This window comes from Mesorhizobium sp. B2-4-6, from assembly GCF_006442775.1.
In the GTDB taxonomy this organism is placed as follows: Bacteria; Pseudomonadota; Alphaproteobacteria; order Rhizobiales; family Rhizobiaceae; genus Mesorhizobium.
In genome coordinates, this window is sequence record NZ_VFVI01000002.1 from 121,549 (window position 1) to 136,685 (window position 15,137).

Consider the following 15,137-nt stretch of genomic DNA (forward strand, 5'->3'; position numbering starts at 1 on the left):
TGGACAATGCTTGATCGCATGGAGATCGGCAATCCCATGCACAGTGAACTTCTGTCGCCGGCTGAAATGGCCGAGGCTGACAGGCTGGCAATCGCGGCCGGGCCGCTCGACGGCTATCGCTTGATGCAACGTGCTGGCGAGGCGGTCGCTGCCGTCGTGCTGGCGCGCTACCCTGGCGCGAAGAGGGTCCACGTGCTGTGCGGCCCCGGCAACAATGGCGGCGACGGCTATGTCGTGGCGCGGCTGCTGGCCGAGGCGGGCGTGGATGTAGCCCTGTGGACATCGGGCGAACCGCGGGCTGGCAGCGATGCCGCGCTTGCGGGGGCTGACTGCACTCTGGAGCGGCATCTGCTTTCGGCCTTCACCGCGGAGGCTGGCTCGCTGGTTGTCGATGCGATCTATGGCGCAGGCTTGTCGAAGCCGCTGTCCGGCGACGCCAAGGGCGCGGTCGACATCGTGACGGCGATGAACCTGCCGGTTGTCTCGATCGACCTGCCTTCGGGCGTCTCCGGCGAAAGCGGCGAAGTCCTCGGCGAGGCATTCCGCGCGGTCCTCACGGTGACCTTCGCCCGAAAAAAGCCCGGCCATCTTCTGCTACCTGGCCGAGAACAATGCGGCGAGGTCGTGTTGGCCGACATCGGCATTCGCGACGAGATCATCAACGAGATCGCGCCGCGCGCCTTCGAGAACCAGCCCGGGCTCTGGATCGCGTGCTTTCCCGCGCCGGCCGTCGACACGCACAAATACAGGCGCGGCCATACAAGCGTCTTTTCGGGCGGACCATCCGCGACCGGCGCGGCGCGCCTTTCGGCGCTTGCGGCAGCTCGAAGCGGGGCAGGGGCCGTCACCGTGCTTTCGCCGGCGAACGCCATGCAGGTCAACGCGGCGCATCTTACCTCGATCATGCTGCGCAAGGTCGACGCGATCGAGGACGTGCACGACCTTATCGGCGATCGCAGACCGTCCGCCTTCGTCCTCGGCCCCGGCTTCGGCATCGGCGACAAGGCGCGCGATTTCACTCTTGCCGTGCTCGCCAGGAACCGCCGGGACGGCGGCGTCGAGGGACTTGTGCTCGACGCCGACGGCATCACGTCTTTTCGCAACGCGGCCTCGACGCTGTTCGAGGCCGCCGGCAGGGCTGGCGCGCCGGCCCTGATCATGACACCGCATGAGGGCGAGTTCGGCAGGCTGTTTGCGGACATTGCGGGTGACAAGGCTCTGTCCAAACTGGCCAAGGCGCGCGAAGCTGCGCGCCGCGCCAACGCCGTGATCGTCTATAAGGGTGCCGACAGCGTGATCGCCTCGCCGGACGGCCGCGCCGCGATCAACAGCAACGGCGCGCCCTGGCTCGCCACCGCCGGCTCGGGCGACGTGCTGGCGGGCATCATTGCCGGGCTCCTCGCGCAAGGCATGCCGGCCTTCGAAGCGGCTTGCGCCGGGGTCTGGATCCACGCCGAGACCGGCAGCCGTTTTGGGCCGGGCTTGATCGCCGAGGATCTGCCTCTGGCCATGGTGCCGGTTCTTCGCGAACTGGCGGAGAGCGCTGTCCGATGAAACGGCTGATGCTCTCTATCGTAGTCTTTCTCCTGGCTCTATTCGCGACGCAGTCGGCGCGCGCCGCCGACCGCCCGATCACCATCGTCGACGACCCGCGCATCATCGCCACGCTCGACGCCAGGGGATACGGTTTCGCCGGCCTGTTCGGCGTCGACGGCAGCGACGACCTGAAATCCCTCTACGACGAGGCGCCCGCCTACCACGCCATCGTCGACACGGTGGCCGGCGATGTCGCCGCGTTGCGCGGCGACATGAAGACTGGCGGCCGCACTCTCTACGAAGTGACCGACGGCAATGTCGGCCGCATCATCGACATGCGCTGGCTGAAGACGAACGCCGCGCGCTTCCGCCTTGTCGGCGTCGTCAACCGGCTCGACCGGCGCGACTTCGCAGCACTTGGCAACGAGACAGGCTGCGGCGAGGTGCGGTTCATCTATCGCCTGGCCTACAGCTTCAAGAAGAACGGCAAGCAACTGGCCTCGCGCCTGCCGTTCAACTTCAGCGCGATATACCGCGTCGCTCAAGACGCCGATGGCGGCTGCGTGGGCGCTGCCGGCCGCTGGACGCCGCAGCTCGACGAAACGGTCGATGCCGGCTGGCTGACCGGAGGACCGCTTGAAAAGGCCTCGCTATCCTTCAAGCAGCTCGAGCTCAACGCGCAGGTTGTGCGCTTTCCTTCCGGCCAGGAAACCGAGTTCGGCGGCCAGGCCGCTTACCTGATGCGCATCTTCAGCATCGACGGTTCGACGGTCGGCGAAAAGCCGCTGGAAAATACGCCGGACACGGCCCGGCTTGCCGAGGATGCTGACCTCAAAGCACGGCTTGCCGACTATGTTCGCGCCAATACCGCGGCGGTCGATCTCGGCGTCTACGAAATCCCGGATGAATTTCTCGCCCGAAAAGTCATCTCCTGGTCGACCTTCGGCAGCGCCAGGCAGGCCAACCACCCGTTCACGCCGCTGTTCGACCCGAAGGACTTTGCCGGGCTCGACTATTCCAAGCTGAAACTGGTACGCACGCCGGACGCTCTGGTCGAGCGGCTCGACAACGGCGCCTGCCAGGGTTGCCACCAGGCGGGCTCGACCGCCGGCTTCCATTTCATCGGTCTGGACGACGCCACGACCTCGCCGTTGAACCGTATCGAGGTCGGCATCTCGCCGCACCTCCACGCCGAAATTCCGCGCCGCGAGGCGTGGCTCAAGGCGACCGCCGAGGGCAAGCAGCCCAACCGTTTTCGCCCGCTTTCCTTCGCCCCGCCCGCCGCCTGGAAGGACACGGGCGAGGCTGCCTATGCGCCGGCCGAAACGGCGATGCCATGCCTGATACCGGAAGACGCAGGCCGCTTCGGCAGCACCTGGCAATGCGGCGCCGGCACGGTCTGCACGCCGATCGCGACCGCTTCTGGCGTGAGAACCACGCTCGCGCAATGCCTGCTGCCCAAGGAGAGCGACAAAATATTTTCCGGCCATCCATGCCTGACCGGTACTATCGCCAGCAATGCGGCGCAGCCTTTCAACGACCGCTACAAGGTCACCGGCCAGTTTGCCGCCTTCGCGCCGGCGATCTCGCGCACCGCCTATACCTGCCGGCCGCCGAAGATCGGCGTTCCAGGGGGCTTCGCCTATCGCGCCTGCGATGACAAGGATCGCGCCTTCGCCGCCTTCAAGCCCGGCAAGCCGAAGCCCAGCGAGATCTGCGGACTGGTCGGCGGCAAGAAGTTCGACATCTGCGTGGCCACCAACAATTTCGACCAATGTCTCGGTGGCGCCGTCAACCGCGGCAACCGCCCGGCGTGCTCGGCCGAGCATTTCTGCCGCGAGGACTATATGTGCCAGTCGCTGCCGGCGGACACGCCGGGCGCCGCCAAGGTCAGGGGCATCGGCTTCTGCTCGCCGACCTATTTCATTTTCCAGATGCGCATCGACAACCATGCGACGCCATGGGCGACCACGGCTCGCGCGAGCCTAGGCGCGGGTTTCGGAGCGGCGGCCGAGGAATAGGTCAGGCGAATTGCGGCGCGTTTTTTCGGACCGCCGCCGCGAGCGCCTCGCGAACCCTGTCTTCGGTCACTGCGCGCGTGTTCTCCACCCAACCCGGCGTCGAAATCGGCGGTTCGAGGAAAACCACCTGCTCGTTGACAGGACCGTGCACATAGGCTCGGTTCGAACCGAAGATGAGCACGCACGGACCGCCAAGCGCGCCAGCGGCATGGGAAATGCCGCCGTCGACGCCAAGAAAGACGGTCGAGGCCGCGATCTGGCACATCGCTTCCGCAATATCGGGTGTGGTGGTGAAATCGACCGCCTCGGGCAGTCGCGCCTTTATTTCCGCCGCGGCCCGCCGCTCGCGCGGCCCGCCGATCAGCCAAACCGACCAACCGCGGGCAGCATGGTCGCGCGCGACCGAGACGAAGCGTTCGACCGGCCATGAGCGTTTGTTGGCAAAATCCGAAGTGTAGAGCGCGAGCGCAGGTTTCGCCGGATCGATTCCGTTGCGCCGACGCCAGCCGGAAAGCTCCTCGGCGGAGACCACCAATTGCGGAGCCGGCAACGGTCGGTCTTCGTCCGGCGTTTTGCCGAGACGTGCGATTGCGCAGACCTGTTCCGCCAGCCGCGTCTTGCGCGGGCCGAAGGCCACCATCGCCTTCAGCCAACCTGCAGGCAGTCGGTTGACGATGCCGAACTGGAACTCGCGCGGATAGCCGATGCGTTCCGGTATTCCGGCAAGCCACGGCACCAGCGAGGCCTTGGTGCTGCTGGTGAGCATATAGGCCGCCTGATAATGCTCTTCGCGCAGTGTTCGCGCCAGGCGCGCCCGCTCTTTCAGCCCTGGCTTCCAGTCCTTCTCCGCTATCCAAATCTTGCGAACATGCGGCATCAGCCCCGCCAGCGGCGCGGCGATCCTCGAGGTGATGATGTCGATCGGCTGCCCCGGGAATCTCTCGGCGACGATCTGGATAGCCGCGTGGCAGCGGATGAAGTCACCGATCGCCGGCAGACAGAAAACCAGGATGGGGCGCAATGCGCGATACCTTCTCGATCCGGAATGGCCATCGCCGACGGGAAATGCCTGCATGATTTGTCACGGAAGCGCTTCGCCATCAAGAATGCGGTGGTAGAGCTCGACATAGGCTTTTGCGGCCTTCTCGATCGGAAACCGGTCTGCCGCGGATTCACGGCATCTTTGCGCCGGCAAACCGCCGATTTCGCCGAAACCGCGCGCGAACTCCTCGTCCGTGTCGAAGAAGCGGCCGGTATCGGCATCGACGGTTTCGGGCAGCGCGCCGCGTGCCGTCGTGAGGACCGGCGTGCCGCACAGCATGGATTCGACCGGCGCATTGCCGAATGGCTCTTCCCACGAAATCGGGTTCAGAAAGGCCTTGGTCTCGCCCAGCAGGCGCACCTTCGGTTCGCCATCGACCATGCCGTGATAGCGGAAGCGGGACGACAGGCTTTTGAAGAAGACACCCTCGCGGCGGGTCTTGCTGCGGCCAAGCAGCTTCCAGCGCGAGCCGCCGGCGATATCGAGCTTGAAATCGTATTTTTTCGCGAGGTCCACCGCGCGGTTGAGGCCCTTTCCGGCCCGCGCGATGGCCGCCATGAAAAACAGATGGTCGTTCTTCGACGGCGCCAGGCGATAGGCATCGACCGGAAAGCCGTTGTAGACGAAGGTCTTGCGGCCATGCAACTCGGCATGGCGGGCGCTGATGAAGCTCCAGTTCGGCTGCGGCCTCGGGTAATCCGGCAGGTGGCCGCGCTCGGTGTTGAGCGTCGGAAACGGAACTTCGACCTTCCAGGCCTGCAGATGGACGATGTCGGTGTCCTTGGGAACGGCCGCGCGGCACTCGTCATTGGTCACCGCGTGGCGGACCTCGCACATCGGATGCGACGACCCCGGGCCGGCAATCAACGTCACGTGATGTCCCATCTTGACCATTTCCGTGGTCAGCCATTCGACCTGCCGCTGAATGCCGCCATAGCCTTTGCACGGAATAAGGCCCTGGGCCGCAAGCGTTATTCGCATTTCGTCCCCGCGCTCATGTTAGCGGTTGTCGTCCTTTCGGCTGATGGAGGCATTTTCACAGCGGGATGTTGTCGTGCTTCTTCCAGGGGTTCTCCATATCCTTGTTGCGCAGCATGCGCAGCGCGCGCGCCACGCGGCGCCGGGTCGAATGCGGCATGATCACCTCGTCGACATAGCCGCGTTCGGCGGCAACGAAAGGCGACAGGAAGCGATCCTCGTAAGTTTTTGTATGGGCGGCGATTTTCTCCGGATCGCCGATGTCCTTGCGATAGATGATCTCGACCGCGCCCCTGGCGCCCATCACGGCGATCTGCGCCGTCGGCCATGCATAGTTCATGTCGCCGCGCAGATGCTTCGACGCCATCACGTCATAGGCGCCGCCATAGGCCTTGCGGGTGATCACGGTGATCTTCGGCACGGTCGCCTCGGCATAGGCAAAGAGCAGCTTCGCGCCATGCTTGATCAGCCCGCCATATTCCTGCGCGGTGCCCGGCAGGAAGCCCGGGACGTCGACGAAGGTGACGATCGGAATAGAAAAACAATCGCAGAAGCGCACGAAACGCGCCGCCTTGCGGCTGGCGTCGGAATCGAGCACGCCTGCCAGCACCATCGGCTGGTTGGCAACGAAGCCCACCGTGCGGCCGTCGACCCGGCCGAAGCCGGTGACGATGTTTTTGGCAAAGCTCTGCTGGATCTCAAAGAAATCGCCCTCGTCGGCAACCTTCAGGATCAGTTCCTTGATATCATAGGGTTTATTGGCATTGTCCGGGATCAACCGGTCGAGCGACAGGTCGTGGTCCGTCACCGACTGGTAGCACTCGACCTCGGGAATTTCGGCGGTGTTGGAAGCCGGCAGCAGATCGACCAGCCGGCGCATCTGCAAGAGCGCCTCGACGTCGTTGTCATAGGCGCCGTCGGCGATCGAGGACTTGGTGGTGTGGACGGAAGCGCCGCCGAGGCTTTCGGCGGTCACCGTCTCGTTGGTCACCGTCTTCACCACGTCCGGCCCGGTGACGAACATGTAGGAGGTGTCGCGCACCATGAAGATGAAATCGGTCATGGCGGGCGAGTAGACGTCGCCGCCAGCGCAGGGACCCATAATCAGCGAGATCTGCGGAATGACCCCGGAGGCGAGCACGTTGCGCTGGAATATCTCGGCATAGCCGCCGAGAGCCGCCACGCCTTCCTGGATGCGCGCGCCGCCGGCGTCATAGAGGCCGACGATCGGCGCGCGATTGCGCAGCGCCATCTCCTGGACTTTGATGACCTTCTCCGCATGCGCCTCCGACAGCGAGCCGCCGAACACGGTAAAATCCTTGGCGAAGATATAGATCGGGCGACCGTTGACGGTGCCCCAGCCGGTGACGACGCCGTCGCCGGCGATCTTGGTCTTCTCCATGCCGAAATCGGTCGAGCGGTGCTCGACATACATGTCGAATTCCTCGAACGAGCCCTCGTCGAGGAAGACCTCGATACGCTCGCGAGCGGTGAGCTTGCCCTTCTTGTGCTGCGCCTCGATGCGGTCCTTGCCGCCGCCCATGCGGGCAATCTCGCGGCGACGCTCGAGTTCCTTCAGCACGTCTTTCATCGCTGGTCCCCAAAACGGATAAGTGATTTGTGGTAATCGCCAGGATAGGGGAGCGCAAGCGCCCTCATTTTTGTTGCACTGCAACATGAAGCCCCTTGCATTTCGGGCCGGACTCGGCCATATGCAGCGGCATAGGCGCTTGGGCCGGGACGAATCCGGCCTTCTCGACGAATGAGACTGGTTGCGTCTGTTTTCCCTCTTTCCGGCAAATCGGCCCTGGTCGATCGGCAAGCTGGCGAAAAAGCCCCGAGGCATGATGCTTGCGGGCACGACAGCGCAGCCGCGCGGACGATCGTCCGCCGCCTTGTCGTTCCATGATAATTTATCCGACGGCAGGTTGCGCCCTGCCGCAATTGATGTTTGCGGCCACAAGGCCGCGTGAAAGAAGAATATTTTGACCAACGAAAACATAGCGGAACTGAACGGTTTCGCCGCACTTGGTATTTCGGGCGCGTTGCTGAAGGCCACTCATGCCGCCGGCTTCGCCGATCCCAAGCCGATCCAGATGCAGGCGATCCCGCCGCAGTTGGAAGGCCGCGACATTTTTGGCATCGCCCAGACCGGCTCCGGCAAGACCGCGGCCTTTGCGTTGCCGATCCTGTCCAAGATCATCGGCCTCGGCACCAAGCGCCGGCCGAAGACGACGCGTGCGCTCATCCTGGCGCCGACGCGCGAACTCGCCGTGCAGATCGAGGACACCATCAAGATCCTCGCCAAGGGCGCGCATGTCTCGACCGCGCTGGTGCTCGGCGGCGTCTCGCGCTTCAGCCAGGTGAAGAAGGTTGCGCCCGGCGTCGACATTCTGATCGCCACGCCCGGCCGCCTGACCGACCTGGTGCGCGAGGGCGACCTTATCCTCGCCGACACCAAATGGCTCGTCCTCGACGAGGGCGACCGCATGCTCGACATGGGCTTCATCAACGACGTCAAGCGCATCGCCAAGGCGACCGCGCCGGACCGCCAGACGGCACTGTTCTCGGCCACCATGCCCGATGAGATCGCAGAGCTTGCCAAGGGCTTGCTGAAGAACCCCGTCCGCATCGAAGTTTCGCCGCAAAGCACCGCGGCAGCCGAGATCGTGCAGAGTGTGGTGCTCGCCCGCACCAAGCAGAAGCGCCAGGTGCTGTCCAGGATGCTCGCCGACGAGGCAATGCGCTCGGTGATCGTGTTCTCGCGCACCAAGCATGGCGCCGACCGCGTCACCAAGGACCTGGCCCGTGACGGTTTCGAGGCTGCCGTCATCCACGGCAACAAATCGCAGAACGCCCGCCAGAAGGCGCTCAACGATTTCCGCGATGGCTCGGTTCGCATCCTGGTCGCCACCGACATCGCGGCGCGCGGCATCGACGTGCCCGGCATCAGCCATGTCGTGAATTTCGACCTGCCGGATGAGGCGGAAAGCTACGTCCATCGTATCGGCCGCACCGGCCGCAACGGCAGGGACGGCATTGCGATCACGCTTTGCGATCCTTCGGAGAACGCCAAGCTGCGGCAGGTCGAGCGTATCATCCGCATGAAGCTGCCGGTCGTCGCCGATCACCTCGGCAGCCCCGATCCGCAGCGCGACCCCAGGGAAAAGACCGAGCGTCATTTCGAGCCGGCCAATGACCGCGAGCATCACGGCGCCCGCCGCGATGGCCGCCGCCCTGGCAACGGTGGCGACAACAAGCGTTTCGGCGGTAAGCCTCATGGCGAGCGCGCTCCGAAGCCGCAGGGCGAACGCCCGGCTGCCGCCAAGCCGAATGGCTCGAGCAAGCCTGACGGCTTCAAGCGCTTCAAGGGCAACAACAAGCGCCGCTTCGGCGGCAAGCGTCCGGCGAACAGGGCCGCTTGAGCCCATCAGAACCACGCGAACAGGAACGGCCGGAGCGATGCTTCGGCCGTTTTTCATTTCACTGGCCTGACTTAACTGGCTTGCCTTTCACTGGCCTGACTGCTGCTGCATCAGCGCCTTCACCCACACCACGATGCGCTGGGTGAGAAAGGCCGTGGTCTGCGGCGACAGCACATCGCCGGCGATGACGTGATTGTCCGGATCGCCGGTGTCGTCGACCGGCACCAGCTCGTGCGGAGCACCCCAGCGTCCGGCAATCTCGCGCGTGCGGTCGGGTCGCACCACCTTGTCGGAGTCGGAGAAGATGAACAGCGCGGGGATCGTCGCCTTCTCGACCGGCGCGGCATAGGCGAGTTCCGTGAGCGCGGCCATCGGCAGCACCGCCTTCATGGGGTATCTGGTGGTCCAGAATTTTTCGTGCAGCGCGTTGCGCGGGGGGAAACTGCGCTCCTTGCCACCGATGAGCTCGGCGAGTTGCCCGCCCCAGGGCATGGTCAGCAACTCGGCGCCGGAGGCTTTGACGCCGAAATTGGGCGAGATGAACGCGATCGCGGCAACATCGTCCGAAGCGCTCGGCTGCGTTGCGGCCCACGCCGCCAGCGAGCCTCCGGTCGAGGTTCCGATGACGATCACCTTGTCGCCGATGGCGCGGCCGATGGCCAACGCCTCCTCATAGTCGTTGATCCAGGCATTGACGCTGCCTTGCGCCATTGCCGCGCCGTCCTGGCCGTGACCGGTCAGGCGCGTGTAGAAGAGGTTGGCATCCAGTTCATCCGCAATGTCGTCCGGCAAGGGGCGGACCTCGCCCTTCGAGGCGGAAAAGCCGTGGATATAGACGATGGCCAAGGGCGTCTTGGCATGGACCATCGGGTTTGCCCAGATGATCTCCTTGTCGAGCCCGTCGCGGATGTCGGGCATGGCAGCCTCTTCACGCGCCAGATAGGCCTGCGGATCGTCGCCGATCGCCGACGGATTGAAACGGATTGTCGTATCGACCGACACGCGCGGGCCAAGGAAGAAACCGGCGACCAGGACGACTGCAAGGCCAAGCACCGCAAGCACGATCCGCCGCCCCATTACAGTCTCCAAGCAATGATTCTCAACCTATGGCCGTCCCCGCCGGCAGGCAATCGCTGTTTCGCCGGCTTATGTTGGCCTGTCGTCGTCGGGCGGATCTTTTTTGCCGGGCAGCCTGCGGTCGAAATGCAATGGCCGCCCCCACCAGTGGGTGGTGAGACCGATGACGAACCGGCAGATCGGCCGCGGCAGCAGGCTGAGCAGCTTCAGGGGCAAGCTTACGTGGTACGGGAAGGTGACTTCGAAGCCACCCTTCCTGATGCCGCGGGCCATGCGGCGCGACGCGCGATGCACAGGCATGAGGCCCGGCATCGGCAGCTTGTTCTTTTCGGTCAGCGGCGTGTCGACGAATCCCGGATTGATGACCTGAACGCGGATGTTCATCTTGTCGAAGTCGTATTTCAGCGACTCCGCCAGGATGTTGATGGCGGCCTTGGTGCCGCCATAGGCCGCCGTGGTCGGCCAGCCGGAATAGGCGGTGACCGATCCGACCAGCACGACATGGCCGCGTCCGCGCACGCGCATATGCTCGACGACCGGCACCACGCCGTTGACGATGCCGAAATAGTTCACGGCGAAGGAGCGATGGAAATCGCGCACCACCAGGTTCTCGCCGGGTGTGGCGATATAGTTGCCGGCGTTGAAGACGGCAAGCACGATCGGCCCCATCTGTTCTTCGATCGCGGCGGCCGCGCGCGCCATGCCGTGCTCGTCGGTCACGTCACAGGGAAAAGACTTCACATGCCCGGACATCTGCGCCGTTTCCACGATCAGCGTGTCGGCTGGATCTTCCGGCAGCGACGTCACCGCGACGGCATAGCCTTGATTGGCGAGATCCTTGGCCAACGCTCGGCCAAGGCCGCTGCTGCCGCCTGTGATCCAGGCGACACCGTCTTTCGGATTGGCCCGGTAGAGTGCCATGGGATGTCCTGCGAATGTTCCGGTTTGCTCTAGCGGCGGAGAAATCGGTTGAAAAGAGCGGTTTTGCGTATGGCGTTGAAATGATCGCGAGCATTGCACCATCCGGAATGCGACTGGACCAGGCAAAATCCTGCCTTGAAACCGCGGCTTCCGGTTTTTAGGGTCTCGCCGCACACATGAAGGAATCCCGCATGCCCCGTTCTGTGATCGAAGCGATCGGCAACACGCCCCTGATCCGGCTCAACAAGGCCTCGGAAGCAACCGGTTGCGAGATCCTCGGCAAGGCCGAGTTCATGAATCCAGGGCAATCGGTGAAGGATCGCGCGGGCCTGTTCATCATCCGCGATGCCGAACAGCGTGGGCTCCTGAAGCCTGGCGGGCTTATCGTGGAAGGCACTGCCGGCAACACCGGCATCGGCTTGACGCTAGTCGCGAAGGCACTCGGCTACCGCACCGTGATCGTCATCCCCGACACGCAGAGCCAGGAAAAGAAGGACACGATCAAGATCCTGGGTGCGGAGCTCATCGAGGTGCCGGCCGTGCCCTACAAGAACTCCAACAATTACATAAAACTGTCCGGCCGCCTTGCCGGGCAACTGGCGCGCTCGGAGCCGAACGGCGCGATCTGGGCCAACCAGTTCGACAATGTCGCCAACCGCGACGGCCATATCCGCACGACCGCGCAGGAAATCTGGGCTCAGACCAACGGCAAGATCGATGGCTTCGTCTCGGCCGTCGGCTCCGGCGGCACGCTCGCCGGTGTCGCGCTCGGGCTCAAGGGCAAGAGCAAGGACGTCAAGATCGCGCTCGCCGATCCGCTGGGCGCCGCGCTCTACAGCTTCTACACCAGCGGCGAACTGAAATCCGATGGCGGCTCGATCACCGAAGGTATCGGACAGGGCCGCATCACCGCCAATCTCGATGGGTTCACACCCGACTTCTCCTATCAAATCCCGGACGAGGAAGCATTGCCGATCATCTTCGACCTGATCCAGGAGGAGGGGCTCTGCGTCGGCGGCTCGACCGGCATCAACATCGCCGGCGCCATCCGGCTGGCGCGCGAGCTCGGCCCCGGCCACACCATCGTGACAATCCTTGCCGACTACGGCACGCGCTATCAGTCCAAGCTCTTCAATCCGGAGTTCCTGCGCGGCAAGAATCTTCCGGTGCCGGGTTGGATGGAAGCGAAGACCGACATTTCCGTGCCGTTCGAAAAGGTGGCATGATGGCGCGCAAGACCGAGGCGCTGTTTCGCGACGACGCCTATCAGAAGACGGCGGAGGCCGAGGTAGTCGCTATCAACGATCGTGGCGGCATCCTCCTCGACCGCACGATCTTCTACGCGACGTCCGGCGGACAGCCGGGCGATACCGGCATGCTCGAACGTGCCGACGGCGGCCGCATCGCGATCGCCGCCACCATCACCGGAGAGACCAAGGACGAGATCATCCATGTACCGGCACCCGAGCAGGCGCTGCCCGCCGTCGGCGAAAAGCTGAAGCTCTTGATCGACTGGGAACGGCGGCACCTCCTGATGCGCATGCATTCCGCCTGCCACCTGCTGACAGTGGTCTGTCCGTTTCCGATCACCGGGGCGGCGGTCGCCGAGGATGACAGCCGCGTCGACTTCGACATTCCCGATGCCGGCTTCAGCAAGGAGGATGTGACGGCGAGGCTGATGGAGCTGGTGCGCGCCGATCATCCGATCTTCACAAAGTTGATCACCGACGAGGAACTCGCCGCCAATCCTGGCCTAGTCAAATCGAAGAATGTCCGCCCACCTGTCGGCACAGGGAAAATCCGCCTGGTCTGCATCGGCGACAACGGTTCGATCGACAGCCAGCCATGCGGCGGCACGCATGTGAAGTCGACCGGCGAGGTCGGTGAGATCCATATCGGCAAGATCGAGAAGAAAGGCCGCGAGAACCGGCGCTTCCGTATCCGCTTCGGACCGATACCGGCGAATTGACGTTAAGGCAAGGCGTGGCAGGGAGAACAAAAATGGCGCAGGACAGCCCTTTCATCGTCGACGCCGATTGGCTGGAAAAGCAGCTTGGCGAACCAGGTCTCACCATCATCGACGCCTCCTGGTACCTGCCGGCCCAAAAGCGCGACGCCCGCGCCGAATACGATGCCGCTCACATTCCCGGCGCGCGCTTCCTCGACCAGGACGCGGTTTCCGATCCGGATTCGAAACTGCCGCACACATTGGCCTCGCCGCAGCACTTCGCTCAATATGTCGGCGCCATGGGCGTTTCGGCCGACGACACGATCGTCGTCTATGACGGTCCAGGTCTGTTCTCGGCGCCGCGCGCCTGGTGGATGTTCCGCGTCATGGGCGTCTTCCAGGTCTACATCCTGAACGGTGGCTTCGATCGCTGGAAGGCCGAGGGGCGACCGGTGACGGCTGAGCCGACGAAGATCGCGCCAAGCGTCTTCCACGCCGATTTCGACGCGGGCCGGGTTGTCGGGCTCGACGAGATGCGCAAGATCGTTGGCGGCCGGCAAAGCCAGGTCGCCGACGCGCGCTCGGCAGGCCGCTTTGCCGGCACCGACCCGGAGCCGCGTCCAGGCGTCCGATCGGGCCATATGCCTGGCGCGCACAATGTTCCGATCACGGCGCTTGCCGAAAATGGCGAATTGCTGCCCAAGGATGGCTTGCGGAAGGTGATCGAGGAGGCCGGCATCGACCTCTCGAAGCCGGTCGTCACGTCCTGCGGCTCGGGCATCACCGCGGCGGCGATCACGCTGGCGCTGGAGACGCTCGGTCATACCGACAACCGGCTTTACGATGGTTCCTGGACAGAATGGGGCGGTCTCGGCGACACGCCGGTGGTGACGGGGAAAGAATGATGGAAAACGGCGCGCTGCAAGATATCGATGTCACGGTCACGTTCCTGGAGATGCATGCGGCGCCGGCGGTTTCGCCGCCGATCCCCTACAACCGCCAGATCGCGCTGCTGAAGACAAAAGATATCCCGCTCCATTTCTATCGTTATCTGATGGATCGCGTCGGGCGCAAATGGCACTGGGTCAATGTGCTGAGGCTGAGCGACGAGGAGCTTGCCGCCGGCCTGCACCGCGAGGATCGCGACATCAGGGTGCTCTATCTCGACGGCGCTCCCGCCGGCTTCTTCGACCTCAAGCCGCATTTGCCGGACGAGGTGGATCTCGCCTATTTCGGCATGATGGAGCATGCGCACGGCCAGGGCATCGGCCGCTGGTTCCTTGGCGCCGCGATCTCGGCGGCCTGGGCATATGGGCCAAGGCGCGTCACCGTGCAGACCTGCACGCTCGATCATCCGGCGGCTCTCCCGCTGTACCAGAAGCTCGGCTTCACGCCGGTGGCGCAGAAGAAGGAGGTCGTGCATCCGCTGAGCTTCGCCGAGCGCTCGGCCAGCGTTATGCGAGACTAAGCGGTTCAAGCAATTCCGAACGGCAAGCTATAACGTCTCACCGCCTGAACGCCTCGTTCATCGCCGCTTAAGACTGTCTTTGCCATTGTCCCGGCCGCATTACGAGGCCGAGCTTTAGGAGATAAAGACATGTTGACCCGACGTACATTCGCCGTAGCCATGATTGCGGCAATTGCCATGCCGAGCCTGGCATCCGCGCAGGCGACCACGCCTTCGGCTGCCACGATCGAGCGCCAGCTCGACGCTCCGCCCAGGAAGAAGCTTCGCCCGAACGAGCGCGTCACCATTCGCGAGTTCAAGCGCCGGCCAGATCTGCGGCGCATGGCGCGCTCGATCGACATCCAGTCGATCAATTTCGAGTTCGGCTCGGCCGCTATCGCCCCCTCGCAATACGGCAAGGTCGAAATCATTGCCGACGCGCTCCACCGCATCCTGCGCCGAGACCGCGGCGCCCGCATCCTGATCGAAGGCCACACCGATGCCGTGGGTTCCTTCGAATCGAACCAGATCCTGTCCGAACGCCGCGCCGCGTCGCTGAAGCGGACGCTGGTGGGCGAGTTCGGCGTGCCCGCTTTCGCGCTGGACACCGTTGGCTATGGCGAGGAATTCCTGCTTGTGCAGACCCAACAGGAGAACTGGCGCAACCGGCGCGTGACGCTGCGCCGCTTCGACGATTTCGTGCGGTGAAGCTGAGCCGATAATGCCGACGACGGAGCCTGGC

13 protein-coding genes are annotated in these 15,137 nt (G+C 64.1%); 8 read left to right on the top strand and 5 right to left on the bottom strand.

The annotated features are described in order from the left end of the window. Window positions 1–36 precede the first annotated feature (36 nt). The gene (locus FJ957_RS06480) at window positions 37–1,554 is read left to right on the top strand and encodes an NAD(P)H-hydrate dehydratase (protein ID WP_140830844.1); all 1,518 of its coding nucleotides are present in this window, start codon (window positions 37–39) and stop codon (window positions 1,552–1,554) included. A gap of 8 nt (window positions 1,555–1,562) precedes the next feature. Next, a complete protein-coding gene (locus FJ957_RS06485) occupies window positions 1,563–3,557 on the top strand; it encodes a hypothetical protein (protein ID WP_246685778.1) in 1,995 nt (664 codons plus the stop codon). Between the two features lies 1 nt (window position 3,558). Here the strand turns inward: FJ957_RS06485 and waaF are convergent, their stop codons facing one another. From waaF to FJ957_RS06500, 3 genes are read right to left on the bottom strand one after another with little or no spacing between them, the layout of a single operon-like run. Beyond that, the gene (gene waaF, locus FJ957_RS06490) at window positions 3,559–4,632 is read right to left on the bottom strand and encodes a lipopolysaccharide heptosyltransferase II (RefSeq protein WP_246685779.1); all 1,074 of its coding nucleotides are present in this window, start codon (window positions 4,630–4,632) and stop codon (window positions 3,559–3,561) included. A gap of 6 nt (window positions 4,633–4,638) precedes the next feature. Further along, window positions 4,639–5,580: a glycosyltransferase gene (locus FJ957_RS06495; RefSeq protein WP_140829770.1), complete on the bottom strand. Its 942-nt coding sequence runs from the start codon at window positions 5,578–5,580 to the stop codon at window positions 4,639–4,641. A gap of 55 nt (window positions 5,581–5,635) precedes the next feature. Beyond that, window positions 5,636–7,168, bottom strand: a complete 1,533-nt coding sequence (locus tag FJ957_RS06500; protein ID WP_140829772.1) for an acyl-CoA carboxylase subunit beta — start codon at window positions 7,166–7,168, stop codon at window positions 5,636–5,638. A gap of 394 nt (window positions 7,169–7,562) precedes the next feature. On the opposite strand from FJ957_RS06500, the gene FJ957_RS06505 reads away from it, so the two are divergent. Continuing rightward, complete coding sequence (locus tag FJ957_RS06505; RefSeq protein ID WP_181180515.1) at window positions 7,563–9,002, top strand: DEAD/DEAH box helicase; 1,440 nt, start codon at window positions 7,563–7,565, stop codon at window positions 9,000–9,002. Window positions 9,003–9,089: 87 nt separating this feature from the next. Here the strand turns inward: FJ957_RS06505 and FJ957_RS06510 are convergent, their stop codons facing one another. Then, on the bottom strand, window positions 9,090–10,079 hold the full coding sequence (locus FJ957_RS06510; protein ID WP_140829775.1) for an alpha/beta fold hydrolase: 990 nt from the start codon (window positions 10,077–10,079) through the stop codon (window positions 9,090–9,092). A gap of 69 nt (window positions 10,080–10,148) precedes the next feature. Next, the gene (locus FJ957_RS06515; protein ID WP_140829777.1) at window positions 10,149–11,000 is read right to left on the bottom strand and encodes an SDR family NAD(P)-dependent oxidoreductase; all 852 of its coding nucleotides are present in this window, start codon (window positions 10,998–11,000) and stop codon (window positions 10,149–10,151) included. Window positions 11,001–11,191: 191 nt separating this feature from the next. Between FJ957_RS06515 and FJ957_RS06520 the strand changes: the two genes are divergently transcribed. The 5 genes from FJ957_RS06520 (at window position 11,192) to FJ957_RS06540 (ending at window position 15,103) form a co-directional block, all read left to right on the top strand. After that, on the top strand, window positions 11,192–12,226 hold the full coding sequence (locus FJ957_RS06520; protein WP_140829779.1) for a cysteine synthase A: 1,035 nt from the start codon (window positions 11,192–11,194) through the stop codon (window positions 12,224–12,226). Continuing rightward, window positions 12,226–12,969: an alanyl-tRNA editing protein gene (locus FJ957_RS06525; RefSeq protein ID WP_140830848.1), complete on the top strand. Its 744-nt coding sequence runs from the start codon at window positions 12,226–12,228 to the stop codon at window positions 12,967–12,969. The genes FJ957_RS06520 and FJ957_RS06525 overlap by 1 nt, the downstream gene beginning before the upstream one ends. A 32-nt stretch (window positions 12,970–13,001) precedes the next feature. Continuing rightward, complete coding sequence (gene sseA, locus FJ957_RS06530; RefSeq protein WP_140829780.1) at window positions 13,002–13,853, top strand: 3-mercaptopyruvate sulfurtransferase; 852 nt, start codon at window positions 13,002–13,004, stop codon at window positions 13,851–13,853. After that, entirely contained in the window at window positions 13,853–14,416 is a 564-nt protein-coding gene (locus tag FJ957_RS06535) for a GNAT family N-acetyltransferase (RefSeq protein ID WP_140830849.1), read from the top strand. The genes sseA and FJ957_RS06535 overlap by 1 nt, the downstream gene beginning before the upstream one ends. Window positions 14,417–14,545: 129 nt before the next feature. Next, entirely contained in the window at window positions 14,546–15,103 is a 558-nt protein-coding gene (locus tag FJ957_RS06540) for an OmpA family protein (RefSeq protein WP_140829782.1), read from the top strand. Window positions 15,104–15,137 lie beyond the last annotated feature (34 nt).